Annotated in this window: 16 protein-coding genes; 7 read left to right on the top strand and 9 right to left on the bottom strand. The window is 75.5% G+C overall.

Going from position 1 to position 18,508, the window contains the following annotated elements; translation table 11 throughout:
* Positions 1-55 precede the first annotated feature (55 nt).
* Genes SNE206_RS08535 through SNE206_RS08520 form a run of 4 tightly spaced genes read left to right on the top strand, consistent with a single transcriptional unit; the run spans position 56 to position 3,788 of the window.
* Positions 56-1,030, top strand: a complete 975-nt coding sequence (locus SNE206_RS08535) for an ABC transporter ATP-binding protein (protein WP_407912773.1) — start codon at positions 56-58, stop codon at positions 1,028-1,030.
* The gene (locus SNE206_RS08530; RefSeq protein WP_407912772.1) at positions 1,027-1,872 is read left to right on the top strand and encodes an ABC transporter permease; all 846 of its coding nucleotides are present in this window, start codon (positions 1,027-1,029) and stop codon (positions 1,870-1,872) included. The genes SNE206_RS08535 and SNE206_RS08530 overlap by 4 nt, the downstream gene beginning before the upstream one ends.
* 36 nt (positions 1,873-1,908) lie before the next feature.
* Positions 1,909-3,177, top strand: a complete 1,269-nt coding sequence (locus SNE206_RS08525) for a sensor histidine kinase (protein ID WP_407912771.1) — start codon at positions 1,909-1,911, stop codon at positions 3,175-3,177.
* Complete coding sequence (locus SNE206_RS08520; RefSeq protein WP_407912770.1) at positions 3,174-3,788, top strand: response regulator; 615 nt, start codon at positions 3,174-3,176, stop codon at positions 3,786-3,788. Before SNE206_RS08525 ends, SNE206_RS08520 begins: the two co-directional genes overlap by 4 nt.
* Before the next feature lie 49 nt (positions 3,789-3,837).
* Here the strand turns inward: SNE206_RS08520 and SNE206_RS08515 are convergent, their stop codons facing one another.
* From SNE206_RS08515 to purD, 4 genes are all read right to left on the bottom strand, one after another.
* Positions 3,838-4,737, bottom strand: a complete 900-nt coding sequence (locus SNE206_RS08515) for a phosphoribosylaminoimidazolesuccinocarboxamide synthase (protein WP_407912769.1) — start codon at positions 4,735-4,737, stop codon at positions 3,838-3,840.
* A gap of 54 nt (positions 4,738-4,791) precedes the next feature.
* Positions 4,792-6,321: a N,N-dimethylformamidase beta subunit family domain-containing protein gene (locus tag SNE206_RS08510; protein WP_407912768.1), complete on the bottom strand. Its 1,530-nt coding sequence runs from the start codon at positions 6,319-6,321 to the stop codon at positions 4,792-4,794.
* Positions 6,322-6,472: 151 nt separating this feature from the next.
* On the bottom strand, positions 6,473-7,960 hold the full coding sequence (locus tag SNE206_RS08505; protein WP_407912767.1) for a hypothetical protein: 1,488 nt from the start codon (positions 7,958-7,960) through the stop codon (positions 6,473-6,475).
* A gap of 506 nt (positions 7,961-8,466) precedes the next feature.
* Positions 8,467-9,708, bottom strand: a complete 1,242-nt coding sequence (purD, locus tag SNE206_RS08500; RefSeq protein WP_407912766.1) for a phosphoribosylamine--glycine ligase — start codon at positions 9,706-9,708, stop codon at positions 8,467-8,469.
* Positions 9,709-10,151: 443 nt separating this feature from the next.
* Between purD and SNE206_RS08495 the strand changes: the two genes are divergently transcribed.
* Positions 10,152-10,937: an SLATT domain-containing protein gene (locus tag SNE206_RS08495; protein ID WP_407912765.1), complete on the top strand. Its 786-nt coding sequence runs from the start codon at positions 10,152-10,154 to the stop codon at positions 10,935-10,937.
* 148 nt (positions 10,938-11,085) lie between these two features.
* Here SNE206_RS08495 and SNE206_RS08490 read toward each other — a convergent pair whose 3' ends face one another.
* The 3 genes from SNE206_RS08490 to SNE206_RS08480 form a co-directional block, all read right to left on the bottom strand.
* Positions 11,086-11,733 carry a hypothetical protein gene (locus SNE206_RS08490; RefSeq protein WP_407912764.1) on the bottom strand — a complete coding sequence of 216 codons (648 nt, stop codon included), beginning with the start codon at positions 11,731-11,733 and terminating at the stop codon, positions 11,086-11,088.
* Between the two features lie 149 nt (positions 11,734-11,882).
* Positions 11,883-12,743 carry a GntR family transcriptional regulator gene (locus SNE206_RS08485; protein ID WP_407912763.1) on the bottom strand — a complete coding sequence of 287 codons (861 nt, stop codon included), beginning with the start codon at positions 12,741-12,743 and terminating at the stop codon, positions 11,883-11,885.
* 138 nt (positions 12,744-12,881) lie between these two features.
* Entirely contained in the window at positions 12,882-13,679 is a 798-nt protein-coding gene (locus SNE206_RS08480) for a carbon-nitrogen family hydrolase (RefSeq protein ID WP_407912762.1), read from the bottom strand.
* A 154-nt stretch (positions 13,680-13,833) separates the two neighbouring features.
* Between SNE206_RS08480 and SNE206_RS08475 the strand changes: the two genes are divergently transcribed.
* Both SNE206_RS08475 and SNE206_RS08470 read left to right on the top strand, forming a co-directional pair.
* On the top strand, positions 13,834-14,667 hold the full coding sequence (locus SNE206_RS08475) for a maleylpyruvate isomerase family mycothiol-dependent enzyme (RefSeq protein ID WP_407912761.1): 834 nt from the start codon (positions 13,834-13,836) through the stop codon (positions 14,665-14,667).
* A 159-nt stretch (positions 14,668-14,826) separates the two neighbouring features.
* Positions 14,827-15,636, top strand: coding sequence for a Bro-N domain-containing protein (locus tag SNE206_RS08470; RefSeq protein ID WP_407912760.1), 810 nt, complete (start codon positions 14,827-14,829; stop codon positions 15,634-15,636).
* A 56-nt stretch (positions 15,637-15,692) separates the two neighbouring features.
* Here the strand turns inward: SNE206_RS08470 and SNE206_RS08465 are convergent, their stop codons facing one another.
* Positions 15,693-17,006, bottom strand: a complete 1,314-nt coding sequence (locus SNE206_RS08465) for an MFS transporter (protein WP_407912759.1) — start codon at positions 17,004-17,006, stop codon at positions 15,693-15,695.
* A 103-nt stretch (positions 17,007-17,109) separates the two neighbouring features.
* Entirely contained in the window at positions 17,110-18,342 is a 1,233-nt protein-coding gene (locus tag SNE206_RS08460; protein WP_407912758.1) for a M64 family metallopeptidase, read from the bottom strand.
* Positions 18,343-18,508: the final 166 nt, after the last annotated feature.

Raw genomic sequence — 18,508 nt, 5'->3', positions numbered from 1 at the left:
CATCCGATGACGGCACGCACTGACCGCGCCCGCCGTCCGCCGGAAAACTGGAGCCATGAACGCCACCAGCCGCCCGGGGCCCGTCATCGAGGCCGCGGCCCTGCACCGCCGCTACGGGCCCGCCGGCCCGACCGGCTTCGACGCCGTCCGCGGGCTCGACCTCACCGTGCACCGCGGCGAGCTCTTCGCCCTGCTCGGCACCAACGGGGCCGGCAAGACCTCCACCATGGAGCTGATCGAGGGCCTGGCCGCGCCCTCCGCCGGACAGGTCCGGGTGCTCGGCCACGACCCGTACCGCGAACGGGCCGCCGTCCGGCCGCGCATCGGCATCATGCTGCAGGAGGGCGGTTTTCCCGGCGACCTCACGGTCGCCGAGACCTGCCGCGGCTGGGCCGGTCTCACCAGCGGCGCCCGGCCCGTCGACGAGGCACTCGACCTGGTCGGCCTGCTCGGCCGGCGCAGCGTCCGGGTCAAGCAGCTGTCCGGCGGCGAGCGCCGCCGCCTCGACCTCGCCGTGGCCCTGCTCGGCCGCCCCGAGGTGCTGTTCCTGGACGAGCCCAGCACCGGCCTCGACCCGGAGGCCCGCGCCGCCGTCTGGCGGCTGGTCCGCGACCTGCGCAGGGAGGGCACCACCGTGCTCCTCACCACGCACTACCTGGAGGAGGCCGAGGAGCTGGCCGACCGGCTCGCCGTCATGCACGGCGGCCGGATCGCCGCCTCCGGCACCGTCGCCGAGGTCATCGCCGGGCGCCCCGCCCGGATCGGCTTCGAGCTGCCCGAGCGGTGCGGCCCGTACGAGGCCCTGGGCCTGCCGCCGCTGCCGGGGGCCGAGGTCACCGCGGACGGCCGCCGGATCACCGTCCGCACCCCGCGGCTGCAGGCCGACCTCACCGCGGTCCTCGGCTGGGCCGCCGCGCACGACGTCGTGCTCACCGGCCTCGAAGCCCGCAGCGCCACGCTGGAGGAGGCCTTCCTCGCCATTGCCGCCGAGGCGGCCGCCACCCCCGAGACGATCGGCAGCCCCCGATGACCGCGCCCGCATCCGCCGCCCCGGCCGCCCCCGCCGTGAAGGGCGCCACCACCACGACCGCGGGCCGGCTGCTCGCCCTCGGCCGCACCGAGGCCACCCTGCTGCTGCGCAACCGCACGGCGCTGTTCATGGCCGTCGCGATGCCGCTGGTGCTGATGGTGTCGCTGAAGGGCATCCTCGACCAGCAGGCCGCCGACCACCCCGGCCTCGATCTGCACGCCAACCTGGTCAACGGCGTGGCCGGGATGATCCTGCTCTTCGTCGTCTACTACAACCTGACCACCGCGTACGTCGCCCGCCGCAGCGACCTGGTGCTCAAGCGGCTGCGCACCGGCGAGGCCCGCGACCTGGAGATCCTCGGCGGCACGGCCCTGCCGTCCGTCGCGCTCGGCCTGCTGGAGTGCGCCCTGATCGGCATCGCGGGCGCCGCCCGGCTGGGTCTGCCGACCCCGGCCAACCCACTGCTGATGGCCGCCGGGCTGCTGCTCGGCATCGGCCTGCTGATCGCGCTCGCCGCCGTCACCAGCACCGTCACGAAGTCGGTGGAGACCGCCGGCATCACCACCCTGCCGCTGCTGCTGGTCTCCCAGCTCGGTTCCGGGCTGCTCATCCCGCTGGAGACCATGCCGGACGGCCTGGCGGCGTTCTGCCGGGCCCTGCCGACCACCCCGGCCTTCCAGCTGCTGCGGCTCGGCTGGTTCGGCACGGACGGCTCCGAACCGCCCACCGGTTTCCCGGGCACCTGGCCGGAGGCGCTGCCGCACCTCGCCCTCGGCGCGGCCTGGCTGGCCGCCGCGGTGTGGGCCGCCCGCCGCTGGTTCCACTGGGAGCCCCGGCGCTGACACCGCGGCCGGCGCGGATGGGAGGATCTGACGACCGTGCATCCACCGGGAGGGGACGACGTGGACATGGCCGGGCCGTCCCGGCGCTGGCGGGCCCAGGGCAAGCCGAAGCGCACCGAGATCTTCATCCGCTGGTCCCTCTACCTGACGGGCATGCTGCAGCCGCTGCTCACCCTCGGCGCGATCACCGGGACCGCCGGCCGCGGCCTGTCCGACGGGGCCCGGATCGGCATCGCTGCGGCATCGGTGGCCTCGACCGCGCTGTTCGTCGTCTGCTGCCGGACCGGGCTGGCCCACTACCTGGGGCGGCGGGCCCGGCCCACCGGCTGGCTGCTGCTCTTCAGCGCCACCATGCTCGGCAGCTACTGGCTCGTGACGCTGGGCGGCCGCCCGCCCGGCGCCGACCCGCTGCCGGCCGCCGTCGGGGCGACGACCTGGATGCTGGTGTTCTGGTTCGCGCCGTTCGCCACCATCCTGCCGTTGCGGGTGTCGGCGCCCTTCGGCCTGCTCGGCCTGCTGCTGTGCGCCCCGGCGACGGCGGCCGCCGGGCTGGAGTTCTCCACGACGCTCGGCCTGCTCACCGGCAGTGCCGTGGCGATGGCGCTGGTCGGCGTCACCTGGCGCGGCACCGCGTGGATCCTCGCCGTGGTCTGGGAGCTCGACACCGCGCGGGAGGCGCAGGCCCGGCTGGCCGTCGCCGAGGAGCGGCTGCGCTTCTCCCGGGACCTGCACGACGTGCTGGGCCGCAACCTCACGACGATCGCGCTCAAGAGCGAGCTCGCCGTGCAGCTCGCCCGCCGCGGACGGGCCGAGGCCGCCGACCAGATGGTGGAGGTGCAGCGGATCGCGCAGGAGTCGCAGCGCGAGGTGCGGGAGGTCGTCCGCGGCTACCGCACCGCCGACCTCGCGGCGGAGGCCGCCGGGGCCCGCTCGGTGCTGCGCGCGGCGGGGGTCTCCTGCGACATCGACCTCGGTCCGGGGGCCGGCACGCTGCCGCCGGTCGTCCAGTCCGTGCTCGGCTGGGTGGTCCGCGAGGCCGCCACGAACGTGCTCCGGCACAGCGAGGCCGGGCACTGCAGCGTCCGGCTGCGCCTGGAGGGGCGCCACGCCCGTCTGGAGGTCGAGAACGACGGCGTCACGCCGCGCGCCGGGACCGGACCGCCCGGCACGGGGCTGGTCGGCCTCCGGGAGCGGCTCGCCGCGCACGGCGGCGCGCTCGACCTCCCGGCCGCCGGCCCTGGCCGCTTCCGGCTCGCGGCCTCGCTCCCGCTCGATCTTCCGGCCCTGGAGGTGGCCGTCCCGTGACCGCACCCGCCCGTGTCCTGCTCGCCGACGACGAGCACCTCATCCGCGGCGCCCTCGCCACCCTGCTCGGCCTGGAGGACGACATCCAGGTGGTGGCCGAGGCGGCGTCCGGGCCCGAGGCGCTGGCGATGGCCCTCGCGCACCGGCCCGACATCGCCGTCCTGGACCTCCAGATGCCCGGCCTGAACGGCATCGAGGTCGCCGCCGAGCTCCGGCACGTCCTGCCGGGCTGCCGCACGATGATCGTCACGGGGCACGGCCGCCCGGGCTACCTGAAGCGGGCCCTGGAGGTCGGGGTGCGTGGCTTCCTGCCGAAGACCGTCTCCGCCTCCGACCTCGCCGGGATCATCCGCACCGTGCTGGCCGGCGGCCGGTACGTCGACCCGGAGCTCGCGGCCGACGCGATCAGCGCGGGCGACAGCCCGCTCACCCCGCGCGAGACGGACGTGCTGGAGCTGGCCGCGCACGGCACCTCGATCACCGAGATCGCCGAGCGGGCCGCGCTCTCCCCCGGCACCGTCCGCAACTACCTGTCCGCGGCGGCCGGGAAGCTCGGCGCGGAGAACCGGCACGCGGCCGTGCGGATCGCCCGCGAGCACGGCTGGATCTGAGCGGCGGCCGCGCGGGCGCACCCGGGGGTGCGCCCGCGCGGCGGGCCGGTCAGACCCAGGAGGTGCCGGTCAGGCGCTCGTACGCCTCGACGTACTTGGCCCGGCTGCGCTCGACGACCTCGGCGGGCAGCGCCGGCGGCGGCTCCTCGCCCTTCCGGTCCCAGCCGGAGGCCGGCGAGGAGAGCCAGTCGCGGATGAACTGCTTGTCGTAGGACGGCTGGTCGCGTCCCGGCTGCCACTGGTCGGCGGGCCAGAAGCGGGAGGAGTCCGGGGTCAGCACCTCGTCGCCGATCACGAGCTCGCCGTCGGCCAGGCCGAACTCGAACTTCGTGTCGGCCAGGATGATGCCGCGCTCCCGGGCGATGTCCCGCGCCCGGCCGTAGACCGCCAGGGTGGTCTGCCGCAGCGTGGCCGCGAGCTCGGCGCCGATCCGGCGGGCGGTCTCCTCGTACGGCACGTTCTCGTCGTGCTCGCCGACCTCGGCCTTGAGCGCCGGGGTGTAGATGGGGGCGGGCAGCTCGGAGCCGTTGTCGAGGCCCTCGGGGAGGGCGATGCCGCAGACCGTCCGGTCGTCGCGGTACTCGGCCAGGCCGGAGCCGGCCAGGTAGCCGCGGGCCACGCACTCGACCGGCACCATGTCCAGGCTGCGGCAGACGAGCGTGCGGCCCTTCCAGTCGGCGGGGGCGCCGGCCGGCAGTTCGGTGGAGATCACGTGGTTGGGCACGATGTCGGCGATGCGCTCGAACCACCACAGCGACAGCTGCGTGAGGATCCGGCCCTTGTCGGGCACCTCGTTGGGCAGGACCCAGTCGAAGGCGGAGGTGCGGTCGCTCGCCACCATCACCAGGTCGCCGTCGGCGGCGCGGTACAGGTCGCGCACCTTGCCGGTGTGCAGGTGGACCAGGCCGGGTACCTGGACGGGCTCGGGCTTGGTGACAAATCCGCTCACGGTCGTCTCGTCCTCAGGGAAGGGGGCTGACGGCCCGAGTCTTTCACGAGCGCGTCAGACGTCCTTGCACAGGTGGTCGAGGAGGTTGGCCGTCGCCCGCTGGATCCGCTCGTCGGTGTGGCCCGGCCGGTCGAGCGCCGGCGACCAGGCGAAGGTGCCCGCGGCGAAGACGTACGCCCCGCTCGGCGCCCGGTAGAGGGAGCTCTGCTGGTGCCGCCGGCGCCCCGCGCCGTCGCGGTACGGGGAGTGCGCGAGGAGGATCCGCTCGGTGTGCGCGGGCAGCGGCACCCGCGGGTGGTAGTGGTCGGCCTCGCCGGCGACCAGGCCGGGCAGCGGGTCGGCCTCGCGCAGCCCGGTGCCCGCCCACAGCCAGTGGTCGGTGTTGCGCGCGATCATCGGGACGGGCTCGGGCACCCGGCCCGCGTACTGCACCCCCAGCAGTTCCTGCTCGGGCTCGCCGGCCTCCCGCCAGAGCGCTCCGGCGGTGCCGGGGAGCCCGGCGGCGGGACTGCCCGCGGGCACCCGCTGGTGCTTGCGGCAGCTGAGCAGCCGGTGCGGCTCGCCGGACGGCGCGGGCGAGAGGTCGACCCGCCAGTACATGGTGTTGGCGGAGAGGAAGACCAGCGAGGTGCCGCCGTCCCGGGCCCGCTCGGCGCAGCGCCGCATGGGCTCCGACCAGTACTCGTCGTGCCCGGGGAAGATCATCGCCCGGTGCCGGTGCGGTTCGACCAGCCCGGCGTGCAGGTCGGTGGCGGTGGCGTAGGCGAGGTCGTAGCCGTACCGCTCGGCCCAGCGGATGAAGTCGTACGCGTGCCCGACGTGCAGGGGCAGTCCGGCGCCGGCGTGCGGCCGGTCGAAGGAGACGGTGACGGCCGCCTCGGACTCCCCCACGAGCCGCCCCTCGCCGTCCCAGGCGTGGTAGAGGCTGGCCCCGCTCCGGCCGTCCTCCGGGAAGAGGTTGTAGGCCTGCCAGGTCACGTCGGGCAGCACGAGCAGAAGGTCGGCGGCCTGCTGCGGGTCGGCGTCCCGCACGGTGAAGGGCACGTGGCTGCGGTGCCGGTTGTCGGCGGTGGTGAGCACGGCGACGTACGCGCCGGGCTGCCAGTGGGCCGGGACGTGCAGCCGCCAGGACTGCCACCAGTGGTGGCAGGAGACCGTCCGTCCGGCGACGAGCGGGGCGGGCTGGACGAGGCCGGAGAGGAGCGGGCTGGAGGCCGTCTGGCGGGCGCCGTCGCCGCCGTAGTGGCCGATGCGGTAGACGTCGACGGTGAACTCGCGGGGCGGGTTGACCGTGACCCGGAAGTCGACCGAGCCGCCGGGCCGGACGGCGCCGGCCGAGGCGAAGCCCTTGATCTGCTGGGCGACGTCGTCCGCGTTGGCAGGCGTGTTCACCGGGGACGCGGGCCGCGGCACGGTCAGGGGCTGCTGCCCGGGCGCGTCGACGCTGACGTACCAGGGCACCGCACCGTCGGCCAGGTAGTGGTCGGCGCTGCGCAGCCACGGCAGCGGTCCCTGCCCGAAGGGGTCGGACACGCCGTGTGCCAGCGTGCCGGACTCCCAGCGGTGGTTGAGTTCCGTCCCCACGCGCCCCTCCCACGGTCGCCGGCGCCCTGCCCCTCCGCGGCTGGCATGTGCCACACGGATGTGCGTGCGGACCAGCACACCACACGTCGCTGGCACTGCGTCACCCTGTGGTGGCAACTCGTAGGCAAGACGCCCGATTTCATCTTGTTTGTCACCAACTGCGGACGGGGCGCGCGGCGCGCACGCCCGCCGCTTCCAGCCAGCCGCGCAGCGGCGCGTCCTTGCCGAGCTCGACGGCCTGGGCGACCACGGCGCCCAGGTCGGCCCGCCGCACGCCGCCCATGAGCAGCACCGGCCCGTCCAGCCAGTCCAGCCCCGGCACTCCGGCACCGGCGTCGACCACCGCGCAGCAGACCATCGCGGTGACGTGCTCCGCGAGCAGGTCGCGCCCGCCGCGGGCGGGTGCCCCGTGCGGTGCGGACCGGGACAGCTCCGCGCCCAGGGCGGCGGCGAGCTCCTCGCCCCCGCCCCCGGCGAGCCGGGCGAGTAGCCTGCCGAGCGGCGGCTCCGCGGACCGCGGGGCGGAGCCGCCGTCGAGCACGGCCCGCAGCACGGCCGCCCGCTCCCGCCAGCCGCGGTCGACGACGTCCGCCGGGTAGGCGTCCCAGTCGAGCTGCCGCCAGCCGCCGGGCGGCGGTGCGTGCAGCAGCTCGGCGGCGAGCAGGGAGACCTCGGTGTCCACCCGGCCGGGCTCCTCCAGCAGGTCGCAGGCGGGGCGGTCGCCGAGGCGGGTCTCGTAGCCGTCGGCCAGCCGGTCGCGGCGGGCGAGCTCGGTGAGCGCGGCCACCACCCCGGCGTTCAGGTGCTCGGGGTGCCGGCCGAGCCGCCACGCGGGCATCGCGACCCGGGTGAGCAGGCGGTCCCAGCCCGCGTACGCCAGGCCGACCTGCTCCTGGGCGGCGATCCGCAGCCCGTAGTCGACGGCCCGGGCCTGCTCGGACGCCCAGGCGGCGGCCGAGCGCTCCAGCTCGGCGGAGTGCTCCCGGCAGGCGCCGAGCAGCGACCGGTTGATCCGGTCGACCAGGGCGGCCGGACCGCGCCGCCGCTCGCCCAGGGCCGCGTCGAGGCTGCGGACGAAGCGCCGGGCGGCGGCGATGTCCGGGTCGGCCGCGGCGGCGGTGCCCGCCACCACGGGCGCGAGCAGGGCCCGCAGCTCACCGGCCCGCATCCACCACAGGAACGGCGAGCCGATCACGAGCACCTGGCCCGCCCGACCGGCCCCGCGCCGGGCGTCGGCGGGCGACTCCTCCAGCCAGCTGTCGCAGTCGGGGGTGAGGGAGATGCCCGCCGGGGCGGGCACTTCCAGGCGGTCGGCCAGTTCGGCGATCAGGCGGTGCAGCTCCGGCGCCTCCGCGGGGGCGACCGGCACGGCCGGGGTGACCGGCGGCACGGCGGTGCGGTGCGACCGGCGGACGAGCCAGCCGACCAGCAGCGCCACGACGGCGACGGCGGTGACCGCCCAGCGGGCGGCGTCCCATCCGGCGGCGTCCGGCGCGCCGGGCGCGCCGATCCGGCCGGTGAGACGGCCCGCCAGCAGCACGACGGCCAGGGCGGCGGGCAGGACGGTGGCAGCCAGGGCCCAGCCACGGATTCGCAGCACGGCCCGGGCATGCGCGCGTGCGGCGTCGACAGCGGCCATTCGGCGCGGCACCCCCTTCGGAGCGGTCGGGCGGTGGGTGACCGGAGATCGGGGGACCAGCGGTCGGAACGTCCGAGCCGACTCGAAATGATCAGTATCCGGCCGGGAAACGGCGGCAGCCGCCCCCGGGTGTGCATCCTTCATGGCTCTTCTGACAGTTTTGACGCCCTCGTGCAGGTGGGTGTTCCGGATCGCTGTGCATTCCACCCGTCCTGATGACGGCGCGCGCGTTCCGGACGCCCCCAGCATCCCCCCGGGAGCGACGCGCCACCCGGTGGCAGCCCCCACGGCAGGGCCACGGGCGGGCGCGATCCAGCGCACCCTACGACCGCGGCCGGGGCTGCGTCAGCCGGATGTCCGATCAGTCACCCGAAGGGCTGGATTACGGGCGGGGGGCACCCCGGCGAGACCCCCGCGGCGGCGCCGGCCGGGCCCGCGAAACGTCCGAGGGCGCTGCACCCATGGGGGTTGTCCCACGGTGTGCAGCGCCCTCGGTGCGGGTCCTGCTACTGCGCCGCCTTCAGCGCGATGTCGGTGCGGTGCTGCGCGCCCTTCAGGGAGATCCGCGCGATGCCGCGGTAGGCGCGCTCACGGGCCTCGGCGATGTCCGCGCCGGTCGCGGTGACCGAGAGCACGCGGCCGCCGGCGCTGAGCACCTCGCCGCCCTCGCCGCTGCGGGTGCCCGCGTGCAGCACGTACGTGGTCGCGTCGGCCACGTCGTCCAGGCCCTCGATGACGTCGCCGGTCCGCGGCGCCGCCGGGTAGCCCTCGGAGGCGACGACCACCGTGACGGCGGCGCCTTCGTCCCAGCGCAGCGGCTCCAGCTCGCCGAGCGTGCCCCTGGCCGCGGCCAGCAGCACACCGGCCAGCGGGGTGCGGAGCCGCGCCAGCACGACCTGGGTCTCCGGGTCGCCGAACCGGGCGTTGAACTCGATCACCCGGGTGCCGCGCGAGGTCAGCGCGAGCCCCGCGTACAGCAGGCCGGAGAACGGCGTGCCGCGGCGGCGCAGCTCGTCGACGGTGGGCTGCAGGACGGTGGCCATGACCTCGTCGACCAGGCCCTCGGGGGCCCAGGGCAGCGGGGAGTACGCGCCCATGCCGCCGGTGTTGGGGCCCTCGTCGCCGTCCAGGGCGCGCTTGAAGTCCTGCGCGGGGACGAGCGGCAGCACGGTGGTGCCGTCGGTGATCGCGAAGAGCGACACCTCGGGGCCGTCGAGGTACTCCTCGATGACCACGCGGTCGCAGGACGCGGCGTGCGCCAGCGCGGCCTCGCGGTCGGAGGTGACGACGACGCCCTTGCCGGCGGCCAGGCCGTCGTCCTTGACGACGTACGGCGCGCCGAAGGCGTCCAGCGCGGCGGCGGCCTCGTCGGGCGTGGTGCAGACGTAGGAGCGCGCGGTCGGCACGCCCGCGCCGGCCATCACGTCCTTGGCGAACGCCTTCGAGCCCTCCAGCTGGGCGGCCTCGCCGGACGGGCCGAAGACCGGGATGCCCGCCTCGCGCAGCGGGTCGGCGACGCCGGCGACCAGCGGCGCCTCGGGGCCGACCACCACGAGGTCGGACTCCAGCAGGCGGGCCAGGGCGGTGACGGCCGCACCGTCCAGCTGGTCGACCGGGTGCACCGTCGCGACCTGCGCGATCCCGGCGTTGCCCGGGGCGCAGTGCAGCTCGGTGACGGCGGGATCAAGGGACAGGGAGCGGCACAGGGCGTGTTCGCGGGCGCCGCCGCCGATTACGAGGACCTTCACGCTCCGAGAGCCTAGTCGGTGGCCTGTTCCGTTCTCTCCCTGGTGGTGGCGAAACCTCCAATGGTGCCGCTTTTCGCCGCATCCGCTTCGGAGGATCGTCCAAGCCGGGCGCCCGCGGGGGCCGGTCCACCGGGCCGGGTCATGCCCGGGGAGCCTGCGGGCATGACCCGGAAGAGTGAAATCCCGCCGACCGGCGAAACCCTCCCACCTCGGCTTCCGGACCCGAATTCGGATAACGATCACAGCCGAAGCCGCCCCACGGTAAGCCATTTGGGGGTAAGACATGCTGTTGGACGAGAACCGGCGACCGCCGGGGCACGGCACCATGGGCGGCTCACACCCCCAGCACGGAGCCATGTGCGACGGCGTACCGGTTCGACGCGCCGTCAGCCACGTGTCCAGCCAAGGACTGCACTGTCACCCCGCCACAGGGAGCCCCACAGGTGAGCCAGCCGGAAATGCAACCCGAGGAGAGCCCCTGGGGCAAGGACGTCGGTGAGGAGGACCAGCCGTCGGCGACCGCGCCCGGCAGGACCCCCACCCGGCGCCGCGCCGACCTGAGCGCCCGCCAGTTCCCGCTGGGCGACTGGGGCGAGCCCGCCGAGCGCCTGGAGGAGCTGTACCGCTGGTCCGAGGAGCGGGCCGTGGAGGCGATCGACTGGTACCGCCGGGACCGCGTCTGGAAGCGCCGCTGGGCCCGGCTGCTGCGCTTCGGTGCGGCGGTCTCCGCGGTGGGCGGCGCGAGTGCCCCGCTGGTCGGCCTGACCGGCGTGCTGGAGCAGGCCGCCGGCTGGGGCTACGTCGGCCTCGTCCTGGCGGCGGCCTGCCTGCTCACCGACCGCGCGTTCGGCCTGACCTCGGGCTGGATGCGGGACGTGTCCACCGCGCAGGCGCTGCAGCGCCGCCTGGAGGCGTTCCAGTTCGACTGGGCCTCGGAGTGCGTGCGCGAGGTGCTGGGCCCCACCGAGGGCACCGCGGGCGAGGCGGCCGAGCGGTGCCTCGGCGTGCTGCGGCGGTTCTGCGAGGACGTCTCCGACATGGTCCGCACCGAGACCTCGGAGTGGATGCTGGAGTTCCGCGCCTCGATGACGCAGCTGCCCACCCAGGCGCCCGGCACCTGGGGCGGCCGCTGCGAGGGCGGCATCGGCGCCCAGGTGCGGGTGCTGCCGTCGCCGGGCACCCGGCCCACGATGCCGCGCCAGCGCCCGCCGGAGGGCCCGCTGCGCTGACGGCGCCGGTGCGCGCCGCACGTGCGGCGGAGGGGCGGTCCCACGGGGGCCGCCCCTCCGGCCGTTCCCGGCCCTTCCCGGCCGGAGGCGCGGGGCGGAGGCGCGGGCCTGGGCCCGGGGCGCCGGACGCAGGAACGACCGGGAACGGTCAGGCGAAGACGATCATCGAGCCCTGGGTGACGCTGCGGGTGGCCGCCGCGTACAGCCCGGCCCAGGCGTGCCGCTCACGGGCGTACGGGTGGACGTCGTCGAGCGGCGGCGCGAACGGCTGCTCCAGCCCGGTCGGGGCGAGCGGCCTGGTCGGCAGCGGCGGATCGAGCACGTCGATGCCCAGCACCGGTGCCACCGCCTGCAGTTCACGCAGCAGCCCGTACGAGGAGCCGAGCGGGCCTCCGGTCGCGAGCAGCGCGTCGTCCACCAGCGGCACACCGAACTCGACCGGCACGTACGCCCCGGCATGGTCGAAGTGCCAGACCAGGTGGGACTGTTCGGCGGTCGACTCGAACATCTCCAGCAGCTGCTCGTAGTCACCGCCGAGCGCGTCCACCGGGGTGATGGCGAAGCCGGTGATGCCCAGCAGGTAGGCGCGGCGCAGGAAGTGCAGCGAGTCGTAGTCGAACGCGGCTATCGGCTCGACGTCCCCGCTGATGCCGGGCGCGTAGCTGTGCACCGGGACCTCGGGCAGCCCGTGGCCTGCCAGTACCGCGTTGTAGCGGGCCAGGTCCTCGCGGAAGGGGTTCTCGGGGCTGTACGTGAGGACGTCCACGAGCGGGACGAGCCAGAGGTCGCAGGCCATGGGCCGGCTCACCCTCTCCGGTGGTCGGGCGCCGCGTGCGGCCGCCGGCGTTGGTGGGGGAACGACCGCCCACCCTACCGGCCGGGTCCTCGCGGCCGTCGACCTCCTCGGGCCGCCCCGGCCCGTCCCGCCGGGCGGGTGCCCGCCGGTCAGGGCGAGGCGGCCTCGCCGCCCGCGGACGCCACCGGGTGCACCGGCCGGCCGAACCGGCCCGGCGGGACGGACCGCGGCAGCGGCACCCGGTTCGCGTCCTCGGCGACGGGTGCCACGGCCGGACGCGCCACCGGCGCCCGCAGCAGGCCGACCACCGGCACGCTGTCGAGGTCCTCGCCGGACAGCCGGGCGAGGAGTTCGAGGGTGTGCAGGTTGTAGTCGTTCACCGTCTGGTGGGCGCCGGGGAGGTCGCGGGCCTCGATCCGGTCGACGAGCTCGCCGTGGCGGTCCCAGCACAGCCCGCCGAGGTCCTCGGCGGGCCGCAGGAACGGCGCGGCGAACATCCAGGACTGCACCCGCAGCCAGCCCAGGTACTCGGAGATCCGGGCGTTGCCGAGCAGCCCGGACGCCTCCTTCCAGAACCGCAGGTCGCAGCCGACGAGCACGTCGAGCTGCCCGGACCGGGACGCCCGGGCCGCCGCGTCCGCCCGGCGGCGCAGCGAAGGCAGCCGCGACCAGTCGAACCGGCGGGACGGGCCGGCCGTGAGGCGGCGCAGCGCGCTGTCGGTGAGCAGGGTGCGGGCCTCGAAGATCTCCAGGAAGTCCCGCCAGGTGAACGCGGGCACGGTGAAGCCGCGGTTGTGCTCGGTGCGCAGCAGGCCCTGGGCCGCGAGGTCGACCATCGCCTCCCGGGCGGGGGTCGCGGAGACCCCGTACAGGTCGGCGACCTCCTTGACGGTGAAGTTCCGGCCGGCCGGGAGGCGGCCGGCCATCATCTCCTCGCGGAGGGCGTCGGCGATCTGTTCCCGCAGGCTGTTGCGCTGGATCGGCGGACGGGCGGCACCGGTGCCGTTCATGCGGGCCACCCCTCCTCTCGGCGGTCGGGGAACCACCGCGGAACACGATGGCGGCTCATCTTCTCAAAGAGATGTCCTCCGGGTACACACGCGCCCAACCCCGCCCATAAGCGGACAGCCCCGCGGCCGGTCCGCCGGTCAGCGCTGGACCGGCGCCGGGATGCCCAGCAGCCGGTCGCGGTGCACCGGGAACTCCGCCCGCGCCTTGGCCACCTCCGCCGGGTCGAGGTCGACGGTGAGCACCTCCTCCTCGGCCCCCGCCTCGCCGAGCACCCGGCCCCAGGGGTCGACGACCAGGCTGTGCCCGGCCTGCGGCACCCCGCCGTGGGTGCCGGCGGTGTTGCAGGCGAGCACGTAGGCCTGCTCCTCGACCGCGCGCGCCCGGGCCAGCAGCGTCCAGTGCTCGCGCCGGCGCGCCGGCCACGCGGCGGGGACGACCAGCAGCTCGGCGCCGTCGTCGAGCAGGGCGCGGAACAGCTCGGGGAACCGCAGGTCGTAGCAGGTGGCGAGGCCGAGCCGGCCGACGCCGGTGTCGGCGGTGACGATCTCCTGGCCTGCGCCCATCGCGACGGCCTCGCCGCTGTCGAAGCCGAAGCGGTGGATCTTGCGGTAGGTGTGCGTCAGCGTGCCGTCCGGCGCGAAGAGCAGCGAGGTGTTGTAGATCGGGCCGTCGGGGTCGCGCTCCACGATGGAGCCGGCGTGCAGCCAGACGCCCGCGGCCCGGGCGGCGGCGCCCATGGCCTCGGCGGTCGGCCCGTCGAGCGGCTCGGCCCCGGCGGACCAGGCGTCGTACGCGAAACCGCCGAGTGCCCAGAGCTCGGGCAGGACGACGAGGTCCGCCCCGTCCTGGGCACGGACCAGCGCGGCCGCGCGCGACCTCCGCTCGGCCGGCGGTTCGGCGTCGGAGACCGCGAGTTGGATCAATGAAGCGCGCACAGTACCACCGTCCACGGCAAGAGTCCTACGATCATCACCCGAAAGCACTGCCCTGCTGTGACCCGACAGCGTAACGTGCGGGTAGCACTTGCGCCCCCAGGTCTCGGCGGTAGCGGCGGCGGTGTCGGAAGCTGACGGAGGGCCGGAGATTCCCGTGACGGACAACCAGACCGTGCAGGCCTACACCGACGCGTGGACCCAGTCCATCGAGTCGGTCGCGGAGCTGCTGGCCCCGCTGCCCACCGACTCGTGGAACCGGCCCACCGACTGCCCCGGCTGGTCGGTGCGCGACGTCGTCTCGCACATCATCGCCGTCGAGTCCGAGCTGCTCGGCGACCCGCGGCCGATCCACTCGCTCCCCCGCGACCTGCGGCACGTCACCAGCGAGTTCGCCCGCTACATCGAGCTGCCGGTCGACAAGCGGCGCTGCCACACCCCGGTCGAGATCACCAGCGAGCTCGAGTACACGGTGATCCGCCGCTCCCGGGCCCTGCGCAACGCCCGGCAGGAGCCGCAGGACCTCGTCCGCTGGCCGGCCGGCCCGCTCTCCCGCGACATCCCCTACACCGAGCTGCTGCGCAACCGCGCCTTCGACGTCTGGGTGCACGAGCAGGACCTGCGCCGCGCCCTGCAGGTGCCCGGCAACCTCGACTCGCCCGGCGCCCTGGTCGCCCGCGACCTGCTGGTCCAGGCACTGCCCAAGGTGGTCGCCAAGCTGGCGGGCGCACCGGCCGGTTCGACGGTCGTCCTCGACGTGACCGGCCCGGTGGAGTTCCTGCGCACCGTCCGCGTCGACGCGATGGGGCAGGGCAGCGTCGACGCCTCGGTGGGCCTCGCCCCCGACGTCCAGCTCCACCTCGACTGGGAGACGTACGTGCGGCTCGCCTGCGGGCGCGTCCGCCCGGAGACCGCCGCGGCGGGCATCCGGGTCGACGGCGACACCGAGCTGGCCGCGCGGGTCATCGCCCACTTCGCCGTCACCCCCTGACGCTCCCGCCAGGCCCGGCGCAGGCACCGCGGCGCGCGCCCCCGTACGCGGGTGGCGTGCACCGCTGATCCCCCGGACACCCCCGGCCGGCCGTCACGTCACCCGTTCGGCCCTCGTTGATGCGTGCAGACCCATCACCGAGAGTGAAGGAGGGGCGGCATGGACGACGAGACCGGCATGGTGCTGGTGCCGTCGGAGTTCCCGGTCACCGGGGAGCCGATCAGGGTGGTGATGATCGACGGCGAGCCGTGGTTCGTCACCGCGGACGTGTGCAGGATCCTCGGCCGGACCAATCCGAGCGAAGCCGCGAAGTCGCTGGACCCGGGCCACACCCGGCGGATCGATCTGCGGACCGTAACCCTCAGCCCGACTGAGGGTGCGCACGTTTACGCAGGTGGGAAACCCTACGGGCGGGGAAATCCGGTGGTCGGCGTGCTGAGCGAGGCCGGCCTCTACCGGCTGATCATGCGGTCCCACAAGCGGTCCGCGGCGCCCTTCCAGGCGTGGGTCACCGACGAGCTCCTGCCGGCGATCCGGGCGGGCGAGTTCGACTTCGGCCACCACCGGGAGCGGATGGCCGAGACCCTCGCCGAGGCGGTCGGCGGCCGGGTCGACATCGTCGCCGAGGTCACGCGGGGTGACGGACTGGGCGTGCTCGTGCACTCGGACGGCACGGTGCACTGCCGGCACGGCGAGATGGTGTTCCGGGTGCCCGGGCGGGAGGAGGACAGCGGCCCGCCCTTCGGCGGGTACTTCAGCTGCCCGAGCGTGGAGCACGTGGGCATCCGGGGCAGTGTGGCCGTCCCGCGCTGCCCGCGGCTCAAGCTGGTGGAGCTGATCCGCCGGCTGGCGACGCCGGCCGTACGGCCCTCCGCCGGCGGCGCGCTCTCCTGCGAGCTGGGACGCGCCCGGCTGTCCGGCGCCGCGCCCGACATCGCCGATCTGCTGCGGGAGCTCGGCGAGGCCTGACACGGGGATGCCGTCCCTCCCTGGCCGGGGAGGGGCGGCGTCCGCCGGCGGGCCGGTCAGCCGGTGGGGGCGACCTTGCGGCGCAGGCGCAGGATCATCGCGGTGCCGGCGGCCAGCGGCAGGAACTGCCAGCAGAGGGCCCACCGGTAGGTCTCGGCGGTGTACGCGCCGCCGGGCCCGGCGAGTGCGTCGAGCAGGACGCCCACGCCGAGCAGGGTGACGACCGTCCCGACGAAGCCGCCCATGTTGGCGATGCCCGAGGCGGTGCCGAGCCGTTCGCGGGGGTTGGCGGAGCGGGCGTGGTCGAGGCCGATCAGCGAGGCCGGCCCGTTGCTGCCCATGACGAGCACGAGGACGAGGAGCAGCCAGAGGGGCGGGCGCCCGCCGGGCCAGGCGAGGGCGGCGGCCCAGCTGCCCGCGGTGGCGCCGATCACCGCGAGGGTGAGCGGCATGCGGCTCTGCGGGCTGCGGGAGACGACCCGGCCGAAGACCAGGGAGAAGACCATGGTGCCGGCCACGAGGACGGTGAGCATGCCGCCGGCGGCGGCGCGGCTCATGCCCTGGCCCTCGACGAGGTAGGGCATGCCCCAGAGCAGGCCGAAGGCGGCGGCGGGGAAGGCGGTGGTGAAGTGCACCCACAGGCCGAGCCGGGTGCCGGGTTCGGCCCAGGCCGCCCGGATCTGGGCGCCGACCCGGACCGGTGCCGCGGGCAGGGGGCGGCCCCGTCCGTGCTCCGGTCCCTCCCGCAGGGTGAGGGCGACGAGCGCGAAGACGGCGGCACCGGCGGCACCGATGGCGGCGAAGGTGACCGTCCAGCCGCGGCTGTGCAGCGCCTGGGCGAGGACGACGGTGGTGAACAGGTTGCCGACCACGCCGACGAGGCCGGTGAGCTGGGCGATCAGCGGGTTCCGGGCGGCGGGGAACCAGTGCGCGGCGACCCGCAGCACGCTGATGAAGGTCATGGCGTCGCCGCAGCCGATCACGGCGCGGGCGGCGAGGGCCGGGCCGAACGACGCGGCGAACGCGAAGGCGAGCTGCCCGGCGCTCATCAGCAGGACGCCCAGCAGCAGGACCCGGCGGGCGCCGAGCCGGTCGACGAGCAGGCCGACGGGTATCTGCATGGCCGCGTAGACCAGGACCTGGAGGACGGCGAAGGTGGAGAGCGCGGACGCCCCGATGCCGAACCGTGCGGCGGCGTCGAGGCCGGCGACGCCCAGGCTGGTGCGGTGGACCACGGCGAGGAGGTAGACGGAGGCGCCCACCGTCCAGGCCGTCCAGGCGGCGCGGCCGCCGGGAGGGTCGGTGCGGGGCGCGGGTGCCGGGCGGGCCCCGGGCAGGGGGGTGGTCGTGCCGGCAGGGTCCGCGCTCATGGCGCGAGCCTAGTCATCCCATGACCTGACCAATCAGGCAGGGTCCGGCCCGCCGCGTCGGCCCGCCGGTCCCGTACCGGCGGCCGGCGGGCGCGGCCTCCGGTCAGCCCGTCAGCGTCCAGCTCACGGTGCGGGTCATGTAGCGGTCGCGGAAGGCCTCGTCACGGACCCAGTCCGTGGTGTCCCGGACGGTCGCGGTGACGGTGACGCGGGCTCCCGCGGGCAGGGCGAGGGTGGCGGTGTCCAGCCAGCTGCCGCCGGCGGCGGTGGGCGGCACCGGCTTCCCGTCCACCGTCCAGTCGACGTGCAGCTGGCGCGGCCCGTCCAGCGGCAGCGCGGACACCTGCAGCCGGGGACGCCCGGCGACCGGTCCGGCGGCGGGCACCGTCCCGTCCAGCGGCTGCACCCGGCGGTAGAGCTGCTCGACGATCGCCTCGCGCGACGGCAGGTTGTACGAGCCGCCGAGGGTCCGCATCACGGAGTCGGGGGTGGGCCGGTAGAGGCCGTTGGCGCTGCGGTACGCGCCGACCGTGCCCCCGCCGTCCGGCGAGGTGGCGCCGAGCCACCGCCACCACTTGGTGCGGGTCCGCAGCATCTCGGCGGCGTCGACGGCGGAGAGGTTGGCGTAGGCCGGGTCGGTGGGGGCGCTGTCGTACTCGTCGCCGAGGTCGCCGACCGTGTGGCCGATCTCGTGCTGGATGATCCGTCCGGCGTCCGGGCTGCCGCCCGCGAGCGTGGTGACCCCGGTGCCGCCCGCGCCGCCGTACTCGGCGGAGTTGGCGAGCGCTATCAGGTACTGCGGCCCGGCGTCCGGCCCGGCGTAGCGGGCGGTGGCGTCCTCGTCGGCGCAGAGCAGCCGTGCCGTCCCCTCGCACCAGAAGTGCATGCCGAGCGGGGTGTCGGCGGCTTCGCCGTCCTCCGACTCGGCGATGCCGGCGGCCGGGGAGACGACCTCGACCCGCCGTATGTTGAAGAAGTTCTGGTACGTCCGGAACGGCTCGATCTCCATCAGGGCCCGCCAGGCCCGGTCGGCCTGCTCCTGGAAGAGCGCCTGCTGGCCGAGGGTGTAGCCGTCGCCGAGCAGCACCAGGGTGATGCGGTTGGCCGGGTCTCCGGCGCGGCGGACGTCGACGCTGGGGGCGGCGCCGGGGGCCCGCAGGTCGAGCCGGTGCGGGGCGGGCGGTGCCACCCGGTCGGGCAGCGGACCGACGGGCGGCCCTATCACCGCGGACGGTGCGGGTGCCGCCACCTCCAGGGCGGCGGGCAGCACCGCGGCCGACATCAGCATGAGGGCGGCGAGGCTCCGGACGATCCTGCCAGGGTTGCCAGGCGGCATGCGGGTGCGTCCTCCGGGCTCCGGTCACCCGGCGGGGGCTCGGGTGGGGGTCGCACAGACGTACCCACGGCGGTGCGCCCGGCCCACCGGTCGAGCCCGAAGTTCGCCGGACCGGACCAATGCCCGTCCGGCGTGTCGGCTGGCGCCGGCGGCCTCCGCGGCTCCG

This window comes from Kitasatospora sp. NE20-6, assembly GCF_045862635.1.
This window is presented reverse-complemented; position numbering and strand designations above follow the sequence as displayed.